Origin of the sequence: uncultured Nonlabens sp. (assembly GCF_947495285.1) — a bacterium.
GTDB lineage: Bacteria > Bacteroidota > Bacteroidia > Flavobacteriales > Flavobacteriaceae > Nonlabens.
Map to the genome: position 1 here is coordinate 170,248 of NZ_CANLXZ010000001.1, position 15,693 is coordinate 185,940.

Below are 15,693 nucleotides of genomic sequence, written 5' to 3' on the forward strand. Positions count from 1 at the left end.
AATTATGAAGAATGTGCTTAAAATAGCAACAGCAGGAAGTGTAGATGATGGTAAAAGTACTTTAATAGGTAGACTGCTGTATGAAACTAAATCCCTAGAAGAAGATAAATTAAAAGCCATAGAGACCAGTAGTAGGAATAAAGGCTATGATTACTTGGATTTTTCTCTAGCAACTGACGGTTTAATAGCCGAAAGAGAACAAGGTATAACCATAGATGTAGCGCATATTTATTTTTCTACAAATTTGCGTAGTTATATTATTGCAGACACTCCTGGTCATGAAGAATATACTAGAAATATGATCACAGGTGCTAGTAATAGCGATGTAGCCATCATACTGGTAGATGCTAGAAAAGGTAAGCTGCCACAAACAGAAAGACACTTTTTAATCAATCATTTATTACTTACTAACCATATAGTTGTTGCGGTAAATAAAATGGATTTAGTTGATTATAGTGAAGAAGTATTCCTAGAGATAAAGAAAACTATTGAAGAACTTGCAATAGAATATCCTGATGCAAATAGAACGATACATTTTGTTCCTATATCTGCACTTAAGGGAGATAATATTATAGAACCTTCATTAAATACCTCATGGTATAATGAAAAGCCTGTTTTAAATATATTAGAAAGTATAGAAGTTAATAATAGCTTTAATACAGTTTCTTTAAATATTCAAAACGTTATCAGGCCTAAAACAGAACAATATCATGATTTTAGAGGTTATGCCGCTACAGTGCGCGGTGGCGACCTTGCTGTAGGTGATTCTATAGAGGTAGTTGCATCAGGTCAGAAATCAAAAATTAAAAGTATTTATCTAGCAGGAGATTCTTTTAAAAAAGCCAAAGAAGGGTCTGCAGTGATCGTAGAATTAGAAAATGATATTAATGTAACCAGAGGTGATTTCTTAATAGTAGGAAATGATAAATATGTGAAACAAAAAAGCATAGAAGCACAATTATGCTGGATGGATCATACCGCTCTATCAGAAAGATCTACCTACCTTCTACAACAAGGTACTTCTAGAGTACGATGTAAATTAAAAGTAAGCGGTGAAAAATTAATGAAGCATCACCTTAATGAAACAGATGCTTTGGCAATAAATGACATAGGTACAGTCTCTATTAAAACTAGTAAGGAGATTATAGGAACCTCTTACGCAACTGATAAAAATTTAGGCAGATTTATAATCATAGATGAAAAAACAAACAACACAGCAGGTGTTGGTTTCATTTTATAAAAAAAAATATCCATTCATTTATTTTATTAAGAAAAATCTGAACGATTCCTATGTTTAGATTTTTCTTAATCATTTGTTTAACACGTGATTGATCACGACCTTTGCACTAGCCACATTATAGGCATACAAGTTGCTATGGAACAAGACATGATCACTACAGATATTTTAATAATAGGTGCAGGACCTACAGGTTTATTTACCGTTTTTGAAGCAGGTTTATTAAAACTAAAATGCCACCTTATTGATGCACTAGCACAACCAGGTGGGCAGTGTTCAGAGCTATATCCTAAAAAACCTATCTACGACATACCTGGCTTTCCAGAGGTTCTCGCCGGCGATCTTGTAGATAATTTAATGAAACAAATAGAGCCTTTTCAACCTGGTTTTACCCTAGGAGAAAGAGCCGAAGACATAGAAAAACTAGAAGATGGCACATTTATAGTCACTACTAGTAAAGGCACAAAACACCACACAAAAGTAGTTGCCATAGCCGGTGGACTAGGTTCTTTTGAACCGCGCAAACCTGCTATAGAAGGAATTGAAAAGTATGAAGACAACGGTCTAGCATACATGATAAAAGATCCAGAAGTTTATAGAGATAAAAAAGTTGTTATCGCTGGTGGAGGAGACTCAGCACTAGACTGGTCTATTTTTCTAGCAGACGTAGCCTCTGAGGTGACTTTAGTACATAGAAGAGAAGAATTCCGTGGGGCGCTGGATAGTGTAGAAAAAGTTCAAGATCTCGTAGATGCAAAAAAAATAAGACTTGTCACTCCTGCACAAATTCTTGATGTTAAAGGTGAGGAAAAAGTAGAGTCTGTTTTATTACAACATAATGACGAGGCAAAGCGTATGGAGGTTATTGAGTGCGACGCTTTTATACCGTTATTCGGTCTTGCACCTAAATTAGGACCTATCGCAAACTGGGGATTAGAGATTGAGAAAAATGCTATTAAAGTAGATAACACACTAGATTATCAAACTAACATACCTGGTATTTATGCCATAGGAGATGTAAATACATATCCAGGGAAGTTAAAACTTATTCTTTGTGGTTTTCACGAGGCTACATTAATGTGTCAAAGCGCTTACCAGCGCATCTTTCCAGATAAACGTTACGTGATGAAATACACGACTGTAGGTGGTGTAGACGGATTTGATGGTACTCGTAAAGAAGCAGAAAAAGCGGTAGTTAAAAAAATAGGTAATAAATAAATGCAAGACGTAAACATTACCATTATAGATAGAGAAGGTGTGGAGCATAAAGTTCTTGCACCTACAGACATGAACATGAATCTCATGGAAGTATGTAAATCTTATGAGCTACCAGTACAGGCGGTTTGTGGCGGTATGGCCATGTGTGCGACCTGTCAGTGTTATGTGATAAGCGATCATGATCTAGGAGAACGTAATGATGATGAGCAAGCCATGCTTTGGGAGGCTGAGAACGTAAAAGAAAACTCTCGACTGGGTTGTCAGATTCCTATTACCGATGCCCTAGACGGATTAGTCATAGAACTAGCTCCAGAGGCAGATTAGATTTTTGTTAATTATTCCGCTTTCGCAAAAGCGGAAACTAAAAAAGCAGTTGAACTAATTAAAGTTAAACTGCTTTTCATAAATTATTAAACTGCTATTTATTTTAAAACAATAGGAAGCTCAGCTCTATAAGTTCCCCATCCTGCTTTTAAGTGAACTGTGTTGTCCTTTTTTGGAGAATAAAGCGCAATACTTAATTGCTCTAGACTTTTACCATCTTTAGTAACAGGAACAGCAACCGTTACAACATCTAGGTTTGCTTTATGAGAATAGTTACCCCATCCATCATTTTCAGTATTGATATGGAATGTCCATTCCTTTTCTGTAGGAGTCACTACTATAGAATAACGACCAGCCTTAACTAGTTTACCACCTATCATAGCGTCTGTCATTAAAAGTAGCTCTGTACTTTCATTTGCACCTATTCTCCATGTCTCACCATATTTAGTGATTCCAGATTTTTTGTTATCATCTGCTCTGAAGACATTTCTTTCATTTAAAGAAGGTCTACCATAAAGAACTCTAATTTTAGGTTCTGCAGCCATTTTAGCCTCTTCTGTTTTTGCAAATGCACGAAGTGCTGCTCCAGAAGGAAAAAATGCCGCGTCCATAGGACTCTTATCTAATTTTAATTTGGTAAGATCTTGTGCAAAAAGCGCACTACTAGAAAGTACTACTGCAAGTAATAAAATGTATTTTTTCATGATTGTTTTTTTATGAACTTTAAAAATAAAGACTATATATCACGTAAATATCACTTTAACAGTTCTATAAGAATTAAGGTTTATTTGAGTTCAGTTTTATAAAGCATTAACCCACTAGGTGGTGCTATGTGAGATAAATGTATTTTCTTACCACCATCCAGAGTTTCTTTAAACTCTTCTAGTGTGAGTTTGTGCCTACCTAGGTCAAATAACATTCCTACCATTAAACGTACCTGATGACGTTTAAAACCCTCGCCTTTTACTCTAAATACAAAGCTCTCCTCAGGAAAGAAGTTTGCCGTAAAAATCTCATTCTTTTCTATAAAACAACTTTCTATAGTAGAAGTAGTAATAGTAGTGTCTGTAGGTTTATAAGTGTACGACCAGAAATCATGCGTGCCTTCAAAGAGTCTAGCCGCTTGCATCATTATATCGATATCTAGCGGTTCTTTCATGTACACCATCATAGAAGCGCAAAAGGGATGAAATTTCTCCCCATGAGAAAATAGGTAGATATATTCCTTAACTTTAGGAGCCTGTATCACATTAAAATTCTTATCTGTTTTTTGAACCGCTAGAGCCCTTATGTCGCTGGGTAAATTCTGATTAAAATCTAGCAGAAACTGCTCCATTTCTAGTTCTTCACTAGCGTCCAGAAATAGCTCTATCCATGTTTCATTCACAGATACTTTTGCATCTGTTCTTCCTGCCGCGAGAATTTTAAAATTAGAATGATCTAGAACATAGCGCAAGGTTCTTGTAACCATGTGTTCTACGGTAGGTATGTTGTTGGGTTGTTTCTGCCAGCCGTGAAATCTAAATCCCAGATACTGCATTTTTATCAGAAAAAACTGTCTTCTATGTTGTGCAAATGGTCCTGGATTCATGAAATAGATTAAGAATGTAAAAGTACAAAGTTAAAAGACTATTTATAGTTGCCCATTCCACTCTGCATGAAATTGGTCTAAAAAGCCTTGCATATAATCATGACGTTTTTGTGCTATTTTTTTACCAGAATCTGTATTCATTAAATCTTTTAAAAGAAGTAATTTTTCATAAAAATGATTGATAGTAGGTGCTGTGCTTTTTTTATACTGTTCTTTAGTCATGTTTAAGTCTGGAGCAATATGAGGATCATAAATAGATCGATTTTTAAAACCTCCATAATTAAATGTACGTGCTATTCCTATCGCGCCTATTGCGTCCAGTCTGTCTGCATCTTGTACTATATCTAGTTCTTTACTAGTAAAATCTTTACTCTGGTGTCCACCTTTATAGGATATGTATTTAATTATATTTTCTACATGGACTATGACCTCTTCTGGTAATTCTAGTGATGTAAGAAACTCTCTTGCGACGCGTGGCCCAAGGGTTTCATCTCCATTGTGAAATTTTGAGTCGGCTATGTCGTGCAATAAAGCACCTAATTCTACTATGCCTTTATCGCAATCTTCATTTTGAGCAATTAACTTTGCATTTTTCCACACACGTTCTATGTGGAACCAGTCGTGTCCACCTTCGGCTTCTCGTAATTGTGTTTTTACAAATTGTACCGTACTCTCTATAACTTGTTGTTGTGTCATTAGGTTGTTTTATTCCGCTTTCGCGAAAGCAAAATTAGAACAAACATTTTTACTCTTAATAACATTAGATTCATCTTATTATAAATTAAACTTTCAGAAATTATTGAAAGTTTAAAAAGTAGTTGTATATTTGACCTATGAAACTAGAAGAAGGAAGATCAAAATTTATTCAGGCATGGGGTTCTTTAGGAAGCTCTTGGGGAATATCTAAGTCCATGGCACAAATCCATGCACTATTGCTTTCTTATCCTGAAGGATTAAGTGCAGACCAAATCATGGAGCAAGTGCAATTGAGTAGAGGTAATGTCAATACTAATGTACGTGAATTAATCAACTGGAGACTGGTGCGCAAAGAAACAGTTCTAGGAGAGCGCAAAGAGTTTTTTGTAGCACTGCACGATGTGCATTCCATCGCACAGAATATAATGGAAGAGCGCAAAAGAAGAGAGCTAGAGCCAGTAAGACGTTTGCTTAACGAGCTTAAAGCTGCAAAACTAGAAGGGAACAAAGAGGAAATTGAACATTTTCAAAGTTTACTTTCTGACCTAGCTGACTTTGTAAGCCAGATGGAAAATTTAACCAACTTAATGACTAAAATAAATAACAATAACTACATGAAAAAGCTGATCAAAGCGATCTCGTAGCTTTTTTATTTAAATCAAACTTTCAGTTTTTATTGAAAGTTCTAAAACTATAAATTATGAAGAATTTGTTATTTGTAAATATTGCCTGTTTTGTAATACTTATTATTCTTTTTTCAATAGCACCTACGTTTGGATTGTTCTTTATAGGAGTATGCGGTTTTGTACAAATTGTCTTGAGTATATTAATTAGCTTTTTTGGACGGAATAATACTACTCGTAGTAATTCTATAGTACACTTGATAGTAAGCTGCTTAGTTCTTTTTTTATTCTATATGTTCACTAACACTGGACAACAACTACTGGTCTGGATAGTAGTATCGATCTGTTTTATTCTATACGTTTATTCATTATTGATCAGTTACATGAATTTTAAAGATTACGATCATGTATAACCTGACAGCATACATCACCTATTTAATAGTGGTAGTGACGGCTATTTTATATGTAGGTCATTTATGTTACAAATACGGTCACGTTTATATAGCACAAATTATCCCAGAAGATCCACAACTCACACACCAGGTAAACAAAATATTACTAGCTGGTTATTACTTGTTAAATATAGGATACGGTATTTATGCCATTTCCATTTGGGACAGGCTCCATGATCTAATAGGTGTAATAGAGTCTGTCATGACACACTTAGCTTATATCACTCTTATACTAGCAGCCATGCATTATTTCAATATGCTAGTTATTAATATCATTTTAAAACAAAAATCTAACACTAATAATTAAAATCAACACTTATGGAACCTTCAAAAATTGTAATCGGCTATTTTATTTACTTACCTATCATTTTAACACTCACTTTCTTTGTGTCGCGCACACTTTTCAAAAACGGAAAAATCTTTATGTTAGACATCTTTCACGGTCGTGAAGACATAGCAAATTCTACTAACAAGCTTTTTGAAGTAGGTTTCTACTTGCTCAATATAGGTTTTGGACTATGGATGCTTAAAATAAGTAAATATAATTTTAATGAAACTTATCAGAGTCTCATTGAGATTTTAAGTACTAAAATAGGTGGTTTTTCTATTTACTTAGGTGTCATGTTATTTTTTAATATGATGTTATTCTTCAGAGGTAGAAAGAGAAGCAAGGTTTTAAAACAACAGTCTCAAATAAGAGATAGAATGTTTGAACAACAGCAAACTAAACAGTGATAGAGATTTTTTTACAAGGCAAGAACTGGATTAAGAAACCATTGAAGTTTCTGCTGGTTTATTTGCCTTTAAAACCACTGTATAAATTTATTACTTACAATAGAAAAGTCGTTTTAGGAATTATAAAACTTTTATTCTCATGAAAAAAATAATCATCGCTGGTGGTACTGGCTTTTTAGGAATGACTCTCAAGAATTACTTTGAGGAGAAAGGGATTGTTGTGGTTACGCTTTCGCGAAAGCGAGATCAACAAACAACTTACTGGAATGGTAAAGACTTAGGTGAATGGGCGGCACATCTTGAGAATGCAGATGCACTAATAAATCTTGCAGGAAAATCGGTGGACTGTCGTTATACCGATAAAAATAAAGCGGCTATTTTAAGTTCTCGTATAGATAGCACACACGTGCTAAATCTTGCAATGGAGAAAGCAGTAAATAAGCCTAAAGTGTTTATAAATTCTAGCACAGCGACCATTTATGTACATTCTGAAACGACTATTAATACAGAAGAAACTGGTGTGATAGGAGATGATTTTTCTATGAATATTGCCAAATCATGGGAGAAGGAATTCTACTCAACGACCATAGAGAATGTGCGTAAAATAGCCATACGTAGTTCTATAGTCATGGGTAAAGATGGTGGTGCTTTTCCTAAATTAAAAACCATCACTAGATTAGGAATGGGTGGCAAACAAGGAAATGGAAACCAATTTATAAGCTGGATTCATATCCATGATTTTTGTAGAGCAATAGACTTTTTAATTTCATCTCAATTATCAGGATCGGTAAACGTCACTGCACCACAGCCTAGAACAAATAAAGAATTTATGGGTGTTTTAAGGAAGGAGTTGTCTGTTCCCTTAGGTATCTCACAGTCTAAATGGCTCGTAGAATTGGGTAGCGCGATGATAGGCTCAGAATCTGAATTGTTGCTGAAAAGTAGATATGTGCATCCGCAACGATTGTTAGATGCTGGTTTTAACTTTGAGTATGAAACCGTTGAGGATTGTTTAAAAGAATTAGTTTCTTAGCACTATAGATTTTACTATGGAATCATGAACAGCTTGTTTCTTTGGGCTACTACTTATAGTTAATAGAGAGATCCAACCTAGAGAATATTTTAGTAAGGTTCTTATAATAACTAGAAAAAAGTTGACTGCTGTTCCTTGATCGTTATCCTTTTCTACTTTAATATTTATATACTGCTGCTGTCCTATGGTTCCTTTAAAAAAGGATATACATATAGGTTCATACAAAAAGAAGAAGGATATAAATAATATGATTCTTATGGAGGTAGGGACATTCTCAAAATTAGAAAGTAATTCTGAGGTAATAAACATAGTGACTATGAGTAGTATTTGATCAATAGTAAAAGCTTTGATTCTATCGGAAAGGCTGGCATAATTCATAATTAGCTCAATTTTGCTCTCTTCTTATACTTCACATAAAAATCTTCTACCACTTCAAATTCTGATTTATTAGAAGGTAACTTCATTTTTTGAATTTTTGAAGATGGGGTAATCCACGTTTTTTCTCCATCAATTAGAATTTGAATAGGCATTTTAAAACCATTTACCACATCTACCCAGCGGTAGTGTAGGTTTCTTTTTTTGATAGAATATTCTAATTTAGGAATGCGAGTATCACGCAAGTATTGATTAAAAACAGGATTTAAATCCATTTCCATTTGATCAGAAATGTAATTTTCTATTTGTGCGGTGGTTACTGTTTTATGATAGAATTCAAAATTAAGACCGCGCAAGATCTGTCTCCACTTTTTGTCATCATTAGTAATCTGCCTTAGAGTATGTAAGAAGTTAGCACCTTTGTAATAGATATCTCCAGAGCCACCATTATTAACATCATATGTACCTATTAAAGGCTTGTCATTCATCACCTTGCGACGTGTGCCTATCACATAAGCGGCGCTGGCCTCTGTGCCATAATAATAGTCTATAAATAGGTTTTCTGAATATGAGGTAAAGCTTTCATGAATCCACATGTCTGCTATATCCTTGTTTGTAATGTTGTTTGCAAACCATTCATGACCAGATTCATGTATGATGATAAAGTCAAATTTCATTCCCCAACCACTATTAGATAGATCACTACCTAAGTAACCATTTACATATCTGTTTCCATAAGTTACAGAGCTTTGATGTTCCATACCTAGATAGGGCACTTCTACTAGTTTATAGCTGTCTTCATAAAAAGGGTATGGCCCGAACCAGTGTTCAAAGGCTTTCATCATTTTAGGAGCGTCTTTAAATTGTTTTTTGGCTTTATCTAGATTATCACGTAAAACATAGTAATTCATATCCAGTGGACCAGCCTCTCCTTGATATACTTCAGAAAAGTTTACATAATCACCTATGTTTATATTCACACCATAATTGTTGATAGGATTTCTTACTTCCCATGTGTAGGTAGAACTGCCGTCTGATTTTTGTTCTGTTTTAATTAGACGTCCATTAGAAACATTCATCAATCCTGCAGGAACGTTTACAGAGATAGTCATGCCATCTACTTCTTGATACATATGATCTTTACATGGCCACCATACACTCGCGCCTAGACCTTGGTTAGAAGTAGCAATAAAATCTTTTCCATTGCTATCTTTTCTCCAAGAAAAACCACCATCCCAAGGCGCATTTCTAGCCTCACGTGGATGCCCTTTAAAATCTATTTTTATTTGATTCTTAGAACCAGTAGTTTGATTTTCTTGTAGAGTGATAAAATGAGCATTTCCTTCATGTTTTACTTCTAGTTCTTTACCATTTTGCGTCACCATAATAATATGCATAGGTTCTTGCAGGTCTATTTGCATAACTTGATACGGTTCTAGGACTTCATAAGTAATGGTGTTAGAACCGTAAATGAATTTATCATCTGGCTTTACAGTCACATCTAGATTATAGTATGTGATATCCCACCAGGCACGTTCTGGAGTAATAGAACCACGTAAAGAATCTTGTCTCGTAAATTGATCTTTGTCTTTAAGTAATTGCGCTGTGCACAAAGAACTTGCGCTGAATAGAATAAATAGAAATACTATAAATGGATACTTATTGAAACTCATAAAAAAGATGTTAAAATGTACTGACTATTTATACTGTTTACTGTAAGCGGCATGCACGGTTTTTTGTGCTTTTTTATCTTGTGTCGTGAATCGTTTTTCAAAACTACGTCTGCCTTTTGTTGGATGGTGTTTCCATAAAAAGCCACCAGCCATCCAGTTTTCATGCCATACATTATTATAAAGGCCTTCTAGTAATATATGTTGTGCTTCTTGATTTACAGCTTTGTCTTCACCAGCATTTGCCCACGGCTCTTTACCAGCATAATCGGCACTTATATAGCCATATTCAGTAAAAAGAATTTGTTTATTGTATTTATTTGAGAGGTCTTTAAGTTCTTTTTTCCATTTTTTCCAACTGTTAGTGATGGTCTTATGATCAGGTGTTTTTTCTTCACTTATCGGGAAATAAGCATCTACTCCTATATAGTCTAACTGTCCCCAAAAAGAAACATATTTATAACTGTCCCAGTTGCCAGCATAAGTAAGTTTACCCTTGTAGATTTTACGTATGTCTTTAATAAGTTTTTGCCAGTAAGCTGGTCGTCCTTTTACAAAAGAATCTAATTCTGTACCTATACAAAACATACTTATATTTTCTTGAGCAGCAACCTGGGCAAATCTCATGATGTATGCTGTGTAACTATCTTCTAGTATCTTCCATTCAGCATCTGTCTTTAAATTAATATGACCTGTGTACTGTCCTCGACCTATCCATAATTGAGGTTTTAAAAGAACCTTTAAGTTTTGATCTTTCATGTGCCTAGACGTTACAGAAACACCATGTGATTTTTCACCCCACCAGCCTTCTCTTTCATTAAAAATAACTAGAGGTTCTTCTAGACTTCTCATCCACGCATATGGAATTACCGCGGCATAATTTGCATGATACTTTTTTAATGGAGTTATAGAAGATTCTTTCACGGTGTCTCGAGTTGCGACAAATGATATACCGTTAATCTTTGTTGATCTAGGAGTTTGCGATAGGCAGGAAAACGCGCTTAAAAGTATAAGTAGGTACAAGAAAAAATTCATAAATAGAATCATTAAATAACTATCGTCAAAGAATTTATATATAGTTATGCCTACAATATTCTTCTTTTTTTTGCTAAAAACAATTTAATTAATACAATTTTAGCTTTGTGCTTAAATAAGTGTGGAATATTAATTTTTTGCAGGTTGTTTTGATCTCGCTTTCGCGAAAGCGGAACTTTTAAAATTTTCTTGTTATTAAAATGTGATACGTATTCCAGATAATTGTGTAAATTAGAAACGTCAATATTTTCTTAATAAAATGTTTAGGTAATAATGTACTATATCAAATGTGGTATGTTTTTTTTCTAATCACAAGAAATTAGTTGATTTATCATTTTTAAATAGACAAGCCATGGAACATATAGTCATAATAGGGAACGGTGTCGCAGGAGTCACGGTAGCCAGACATATCAGGAAAAATTCTGATAAGCGCATTACAATCATTTCTGGAGAGACAGATTACTTTTTTTCTCGTACAGCATTAATGTATGTCTATATGGGGCATATGAAGTTTGAGCACACACAACCGTATGAGAGTTGGTTTTGGAAAAAGAACCGCATCGAGTTAAAAAGTGCTTGGGTAGAAAGTGTTTCTGGTGCAAATAAAAGCATAAAATTTACTGACGGTCAGTCTATAAGCTTTGATAAGTTAATCTTAGCTACTGGTAGCATCCCTAATAAATTCGGCTGGCCAGGTCAGGATCTAGACGGTGTACAAGGTATGTATCATAAGCAAGATCTAGAAAAATTAGAAAAAAACGCTCCTAACAATAGTGTGTGTAAGCGCGCTGTAATAGTAGGTGGTGGTTTAATAGGAATAGAGATGGCAGAGATGCTTCACTCACGTCATATACCGGTTACATTTTTAGTAAGAGAAAGCAGTTTCTGGAACGGTGTTTTACCGGCTGGAGAAAGTGCACTAGTAAATGAAGAAATTCTTGCAAACGGTATTGATTTGAGATTAGAACAGAATCTAGAAGAAATTATAGATGATGGAAACGGGAGGTGTAAAGCTATTAAAATCAAAGAAACAGGCGAGATAATAGAGTGTGATGTAGTGGGTCTAACTGCTGGAGTGTCGCCTAATGTAAGTTTCTTAAAAAATTCTGATATAGAATTAGGCCGTGGTGTCATGGTAAATAGATTCTTAGAGACTAGTGTTAAGGATGTTTATGCGATAGGGGACTGTGCAGAGCAGCGCGAGAGCATAGGTAGACGCAGGCCTATAGAGGCTGTCTGGTATACGGGCCGTATGATGGGTGAGTCACTAGCACAAACTATTTGTGGTAATGCGACAAAGTATAATCCTGGACACTGGTTTAATAGTGCTAAGTTTATGGACGTCGAGTACCAGACCTATGGATGGGTGAGTGGTTCTAGAAAACCTGATTTTGAAGATCAATTTCACTGGAGACATCCTGTAGAAAACATTTGTGTAACGGTAGCTTATCATAAAGATACGGACGAGTTTTTAGGTATCAACACCTTCGGTATAAGAATGCGTCACGAGATATTTGATCGGTGGTTAACAGAAAACCGTAAAGTAGATGATGTAATGACCTATTTAAAAGATGCCAATTTTGATCCTGAATTTTATTCTAAGCATGAAGATGCGATCATCTCACATTATAATAAAGAAAGAGGGAAACAAATTAAACCGGTTAAAAAAAGCTGGAAACGCATTTTTGCTTAATTAAATACAATCACAAATAATAATAGCTTTATGAAAGCAATACACCATATAGGATTAATCATTTTTTTAATAGGACTAACCATTTTTACAGGATCTATTTTTGCAGGTTCTTTTGATCTTCAAAAAGAGGAACTTAATTCATTTCTAGAATCTAAAGGAATAGCAAATGATTTTATAATTAAAGAATTAAATGAAGACGTGGTCTCTAAAGGACCTATGGGGATTTTTGAATTCTCTAGCAGTGTGCGAGGTGCATTAGAAAAAAATAATGTGCATTATGATGCGCTTATTGCAAAGTATGATGCCGCAAAGGACTGGGATAATAAAGGAAAGCAGTATCAGTATAGAATAAACGAGAAAGATTTCAGAGCGATCAGTTTTTCTCTTGCTAAGAAGTCTGCAATAGGCTTTGTGGTAGAGAATAAAGGTTTAATGTGGTTGCTTACTTTTGGGTTAGGTATTCTCGGTTCTCTTATGTTTATAGCACCGCAGTTACAGTTACTAGGTAGAAAAGGAATTAAGAATAACGGTATTTATCACAGTGCTGCGACTAACCGTGGTTGGATAGCCTGGTTGGTACTCGTGTATCTAGTGACGTTTTATATTGTACTGTATTTCATGGCAGACTATGTGGTAAACTGGACGTTTATAGTAGATCCTATCAGTTTATTTCTTAGTGGTAACGAGGCGAGCCAGTGGTTTGTTTACGGTTTTCTTTACTGTGTTCTTATGTCTGTAATGGCCTTGAGAATGTATATTAAATACCGTCATAATAAGTATCAAGTATTAAGAACGACATCTGTATTGTTTTTTCAAATCGTGCTAGCATTTTTAATTCCTGAAATAATGACCAGCTTGCAAATGCCAGCTTATGATTTTAAAAATGCATTCCCGTTAGATTATGATTTTTTCTTCTCATGGAATCTGGATAGTTTACTAGATAGTGGTGCTATAGGTTTATTTATATTAGTCTGGGGTATTGTTTTAACAGTAATTATTGTGCCGGTAATGGTCTACTTCTTCGGTAAAAGATGGTACTGTAGTTGGGTATGTGGATGTGGTGGACTAGCAGAAACACTAGGAGATCCATACCGACAGAATTCTAGTAAAAAATTAATTTCATGGAAACTAGAAAGGTGGTTAATCCACTCTGTTCTAGTATTCTCTCTAGTAATGACTATAGTAACATTATATGCTTATTTTACAGGAGCTAACTCTTTACTAGGTATTCCTGCAGACTGGATAAAAGACGCATATAGTGTACTGATAGGAGCATGGTTTGCAGGGGTTATCGGTACAGGTTTCTATCCTATTTTTGGAAACCGTGTGTGGTGTCGTTTCGGATGTCCACTCGCGGCTTATCTAGGTCTTGTTCAGCGTTTTAAATCTCGTTTTAGAATTACAACTAATGGAGGTCAGTGTATATCATGCGGTAACTGTTCTACCTATTGTGAGCAGGGTATCGATGTAAGAGCTTATGCGCAAAAAGGAGAAAACATTGTAAGAGCTAGTTGTGTAGGTTGTGGTATCTGTAGTGCGGTATGTCCTCGTGGTGTGTTAAAACTAGAAAATGGTCCAGAAACAGGACGTATCAATCCTACTGAAGTATTACTGGGTAACGATGTTGATTTAATGGATTTACTTAATAAAGGAAAATAATAGTTAGTGGTGTGTTCCGCTTTCGCGTAAGCGCAACACATATCCTTTTTCAAATAAAGAAAAAGACTATAATAGATTTGCTTTCAATTGAAAACACTTTATCCAGCCGTGATGGCTAGATAAGGTGTTTTTGCTTTTAATAATCGAGCTGTTGTTATGTTGTGATAGTGTCCATGATTTGATATGCATGTACACGACTGTTTTCTATAAACCATTTATGTGTTTCTAGACCACCGCAAATTACACCTGCTAGATATAGTCCTTTTACATTAGTCTCCATAGTTGCATCATTATACATAGGGATTTGTTTTTCTCCCACTAGTTCTACTCCTATAGATTTTAAGAAACTGAAATCAGGTCGGTAACCAGTGAGCGCCACCACAAATTTGTTATCGATTTTAATAGTTTTACCTTCCTGATTAATAATAATATGATCTTCTAGTATTTCTTTAACCTCACTGTTATAGTAAGCTTTTATAGAGCCTTCTTTAATGCGGTTTTCTATATCGGGCTTTACCCAGTATTTAACTCGGTCTCCTATAGAATCTCCACGTATTATCATAGAGACGTGACCTCCTTTTCTATATATTTCTAAAGCAGCATCTACAGCACTATTACTTGCTCCTACTACAGCCACATTTTGCAATGCGTATAGGTGTGGGTCGTTATAATAATGAGTTAGTTTAGAGAGTTCTTCTCCCTTTACGTTCATTTTATTAGGTAGGTCATAAAACCCTGTAGAAACGACGATGTTCTTTGCGTGATAAGAGCATGTGTCTGTGGTGACTTTAAAGTTTTTAATATGATCTACAGAAAGTACTTTTTCAAACAATTTAATGTTTAAATTGTTTGAAACAGCGATACGTCTGTAATATTCTAGAGCCTCTTGTTTACTAGGTTTAGGATCTTTAGAAATAAATGGGATGTTGTCCAGTTCTAGTTTTTCACTTGTAGAAAAGAACTGCATGTTTGCAGGATAGTTATATAGTGAGTTTACTAGTGGTCCTTTTTCAATAACTAGATAAGAAAGGTTTTTCTTCTTTGCTTCTAGTGCACAATTAATACCTATGGGTCCAGCACCTATGATGATGAGGTCAAATAACTTTCCGTTTTTCATAAGCTTCAAAGTTAATTGTACTGTTGAATAAAGCTCTTAATACCAATATAGTTATATAATGTCATATATTTTTTGTATATTTATGTATGGGAAGAACAGCATATTTAGATATCAAAGAATCAATTACAGAACTCAAAACACTCCTCGGTAAAAAGACGAGTCTTAAGAAGGAAAAGCGGTTGAAGAGTTTATTATTAATAAAGAGTGGAAAGTTTAAGACTCGCCAGGAAGTAGC

The 15,693-nt window shown here is 34.9% G+C and carries 16 protein-coding genes; 9 read left to right on the forward strand and 7 right to left on the reverse strand.

Annotation, left to right across the window (positions count from 1 at the left end; genetic code table 11):
* Positions 1-4: 4 nt before the first annotated feature.
* From Q0838_RS00755 to Q0838_RS00765, 3 genes are all read left to right on the forward strand, one after another.
* Positions 5-1,240, forward strand: coding sequence for a GTP-binding protein (locus Q0838_RS00755; protein WP_298950201.1), 1,236 nt, complete (start codon positions 5-7; stop codon positions 1,238-1,240).
* A gap of 147 nt (positions 1,241-1,387) precedes the next feature.
* Complete coding sequence (locus tag Q0838_RS00760) at positions 1,388-2,455, forward strand: NAD(P)/FAD-dependent oxidoreductase (protein ID WP_298950224.1); 1,068 nt, start codon at positions 1,388-1,390, stop codon at positions 2,453-2,455.
* Positions 2,456-2,779 carry a 2Fe-2S iron-sulfur cluster-binding protein gene (locus Q0838_RS00765; protein WP_298950202.1) on the forward strand — a complete coding sequence of 108 codons (324 nt, stop codon included), beginning with the start codon at positions 2,456-2,458 and terminating at the stop codon, positions 2,777-2,779.
* 98 nt (positions 2,780-2,877) lie between these two features.
* Here the strand turns inward: Q0838_RS00765 and Q0838_RS00770 are convergent, their stop codons facing one another.
* From Q0838_RS00770 to Q0838_RS00780, 3 genes are all read right to left on the reverse strand, one after another.
* A complete protein-coding gene (locus Q0838_RS00770; protein WP_298950203.1) occupies positions 2,878-3,483 on the reverse strand; it encodes a DUF2911 domain-containing protein in 606 nt (201 codons plus the stop codon).
* An 80-nt stretch (positions 3,484-3,563) separates the two neighbouring features.
* Positions 3,564-4,370, reverse strand: a complete 807-nt coding sequence (locus tag Q0838_RS00775; protein WP_298950204.1) for a tRNA pseudouridine(38-40) synthase TruA — start codon at positions 4,368-4,370, stop codon at positions 3,564-3,566.
* A 42-nt stretch (positions 4,371-4,412) separates the two neighbouring features.
* Complete coding sequence (locus tag Q0838_RS00780; RefSeq protein ID WP_298950205.1) at positions 4,413-5,066, reverse strand: HD domain-containing protein; 654 nt, start codon at positions 5,064-5,066, stop codon at positions 4,413-4,415.
* A gap of 137 nt (positions 5,067-5,203) precedes the next feature.
* Here Q0838_RS00780 and Q0838_RS00785 point away from each other — a divergent pair, with 137 nt between their 5' ends.
* From Q0838_RS00785 to Q0838_RS00800, 4 genes are all read left to right on the forward strand, one after another.
* Positions 5,204-5,710 carry a transcriptional regulator gene (locus Q0838_RS00785; RefSeq protein WP_298950206.1) on the forward strand — a complete coding sequence of 169 codons (507 nt, stop codon included), beginning with the start codon at positions 5,204-5,206 and terminating at the stop codon, positions 5,708-5,710.
* A 384-nt stretch (positions 5,711-6,094) separates the two neighbouring features.
* Positions 6,095-6,448 carry a hypothetical protein gene (locus Q0838_RS00790; protein ID WP_298950207.1) on the forward strand — a complete coding sequence of 118 codons (354 nt, stop codon included), beginning with the start codon at positions 6,095-6,097 and terminating at the stop codon, positions 6,446-6,448.
* 11 nt (positions 6,449-6,459) lie between these two features.
* Positions 6,460-6,876, forward strand: a complete 417-nt coding sequence (locus Q0838_RS00795; RefSeq protein WP_298950208.1) for a hypothetical protein — start codon at positions 6,460-6,462, stop codon at positions 6,874-6,876.
* Positions 6,877-7,015: 139 nt separating this feature from the next.
* Complete coding sequence (locus Q0838_RS00800) at positions 7,016-7,909, forward strand: TIGR01777 family oxidoreductase (protein ID WP_298950209.1); 894 nt, start codon at positions 7,016-7,018, stop codon at positions 7,907-7,909.
* On the opposite strand, the gene Q0838_RS00805 is transcribed toward Q0838_RS00800, so the two are convergent.
* The 3 genes from Q0838_RS00805 to Q0838_RS00815 are packed head-to-tail and all read right to left on the reverse strand — an operon-like array spanning position 7,898 to position 10,989.
* On the reverse strand, positions 7,898-8,287 hold the full coding sequence (locus Q0838_RS00805; RefSeq protein ID WP_298950210.1) for an RDD family protein: 390 nt from the start codon (positions 8,285-8,287) through the stop codon (positions 7,898-7,900). The two genes, Q0838_RS00800 and Q0838_RS00805, sit on opposite strands and share 12 nt — an antisense overlap.
* Before the next feature lie 2 nt (positions 8,288-8,289).
* Positions 8,290-9,957, reverse strand: a complete 1,668-nt coding sequence (locus Q0838_RS00810; RefSeq protein WP_298950212.1) for a M1 family metallopeptidase — start codon at positions 9,955-9,957, stop codon at positions 8,290-8,292.
* A gap of 24 nt (positions 9,958-9,981) precedes the next feature.
* Positions 9,982-10,989, reverse strand: a complete 1,008-nt coding sequence (locus tag Q0838_RS00815; RefSeq protein WP_298950214.1) for a glycoside hydrolase — start codon at positions 10,987-10,989, stop codon at positions 9,982-9,984.
* A gap of 352 nt (positions 10,990-11,341) precedes the next feature.
* Here Q0838_RS00815 and Q0838_RS00820 point away from each other — a divergent pair, with 352 nt between their 5' ends.
* Both Q0838_RS00820 and Q0838_RS00825 read left to right on the forward strand, forming a co-directional pair.
* Positions 11,342-12,682: an FAD/NAD(P)-binding oxidoreductase gene (locus Q0838_RS00820; RefSeq protein WP_298950216.1), complete on the forward strand. Its 1,341-nt coding sequence runs from the start codon at positions 11,342-11,344 to the stop codon at positions 12,680-12,682.
* Positions 12,683-12,712: 30 nt separating this feature from the next.
* Positions 12,713-14,341: a 4Fe-4S binding protein gene (locus Q0838_RS00825; protein ID WP_298950218.1), complete on the forward strand. Its 1,629-nt coding sequence runs from the start codon at positions 12,713-12,715 to the stop codon at positions 14,339-14,341.
* A 154-nt stretch (positions 14,342-14,495) separates the two neighbouring features.
* On the opposite strand, the gene Q0838_RS00830 is transcribed toward Q0838_RS00825, so the two are convergent.
* Positions 14,496-15,458, reverse strand: coding sequence for a YpdA family putative bacillithiol disulfide reductase (locus Q0838_RS00830; RefSeq protein WP_298950220.1), 963 nt, complete (start codon positions 15,456-15,458; stop codon positions 14,496-14,498).
* Positions 15,459-15,693 lie beyond the last annotated feature (235 nt).

Bases quoted from the DNA above. Each gene is read 5' to 3' on its own strand.
- Q0838_RS00755 (WP_298950201.1), top strand. From the start codon at position 5: ATGAAGAATGTGCTTAAAATAGCAACAGCAGGAAGTGTAGATGATGGT.
- Q0838_RS00760 (WP_298950224.1), top strand. From the start codon at position 1,388: ATGATCACTACAGATATTTTAATAATAGGTGCAGGACCTACAGGTTTA.
- Q0838_RS00765 (WP_298950202.1), top strand. From the start codon at position 2,456: ATGCAAGACGTAAACATTACCATTATAGATAGAGAAGGTGTGGAGCAT.
- Q0838_RS00770 (WP_298950203.1), bottom strand. From the start codon at position 3,483: ATGAAAAAATACATTTTATTACTTGCAGTAGTACTTTCTAGTAGTGCG.
- Q0838_RS00775 (WP_298950204.1), bottom strand. From the start codon at position 4,370: ATGAATCCAGGACCATTTGCACAACATAGAAGACAGTTTTTTCTGATA.
- Q0838_RS00780 (WP_298950205.1), bottom strand. From the start codon at position 5,066: ATGACACAACAACAAGTTATAGAGAGTACGGTACAATTTGTAAAAACA.
- Q0838_RS00785 (WP_298950206.1), top strand. From the start codon at position 5,204: ATGAAACTAGAAGAAGGAAGATCAAAATTTATTCAGGCATGGGGTTCT.
- Q0838_RS00790 (WP_298950207.1), top strand. From the start codon at position 6,095: ATGTATAACCTGACAGCATACATCACCTATTTAATAGTGGTAGTGACG.
- Q0838_RS00795 (WP_298950208.1), top strand. From the start codon at position 6,460: ATGGAACCTTCAAAAATTGTAATCGGCTATTTTATTTACTTACCTATC.
- Q0838_RS00800 (WP_298950209.1), top strand. From the start codon at position 7,016: ATGAAAAAAATAATCATCGCTGGTGGTACTGGCTTTTTAGGAATGACT.
- Q0838_RS00805 (WP_298950210.1), bottom strand. From the start codon at position 8,287: ATGAATTATGCCAGCCTTTCCGATAGAATCAAAGCTTTTACTATTGAT.
- Q0838_RS00810 (WP_298950212.1), bottom strand. From the start codon at position 9,957: ATGAGTTTCAATAAGTATCCATTTATAGTATTTCTATTTATTCTATTC.
- Q0838_RS00815 (WP_298950214.1), bottom strand. From the start codon at position 10,989: ATGAATTTTTTCTTGTACCTACTTATACTTTTAAGCGCGTTTTCCTGC.
- Q0838_RS00820 (WP_298950216.1), top strand. From the start codon at position 11,342: ATGGAACATATAGTCATAATAGGGAACGGTGTCGCAGGAGTCACGGTA.
- Q0838_RS00825 (WP_298950218.1), top strand. From the start codon at position 12,713: ATGAAAGCAATACACCATATAGGATTAATCATTTTTTTAATAGGACTA.
- Q0838_RS00830 (WP_298950220.1), bottom strand. From the start codon at position 15,458: ATGAAAAACGGAAAGTTATTTGACCTCATCATCATAGGTGCTGGACCC.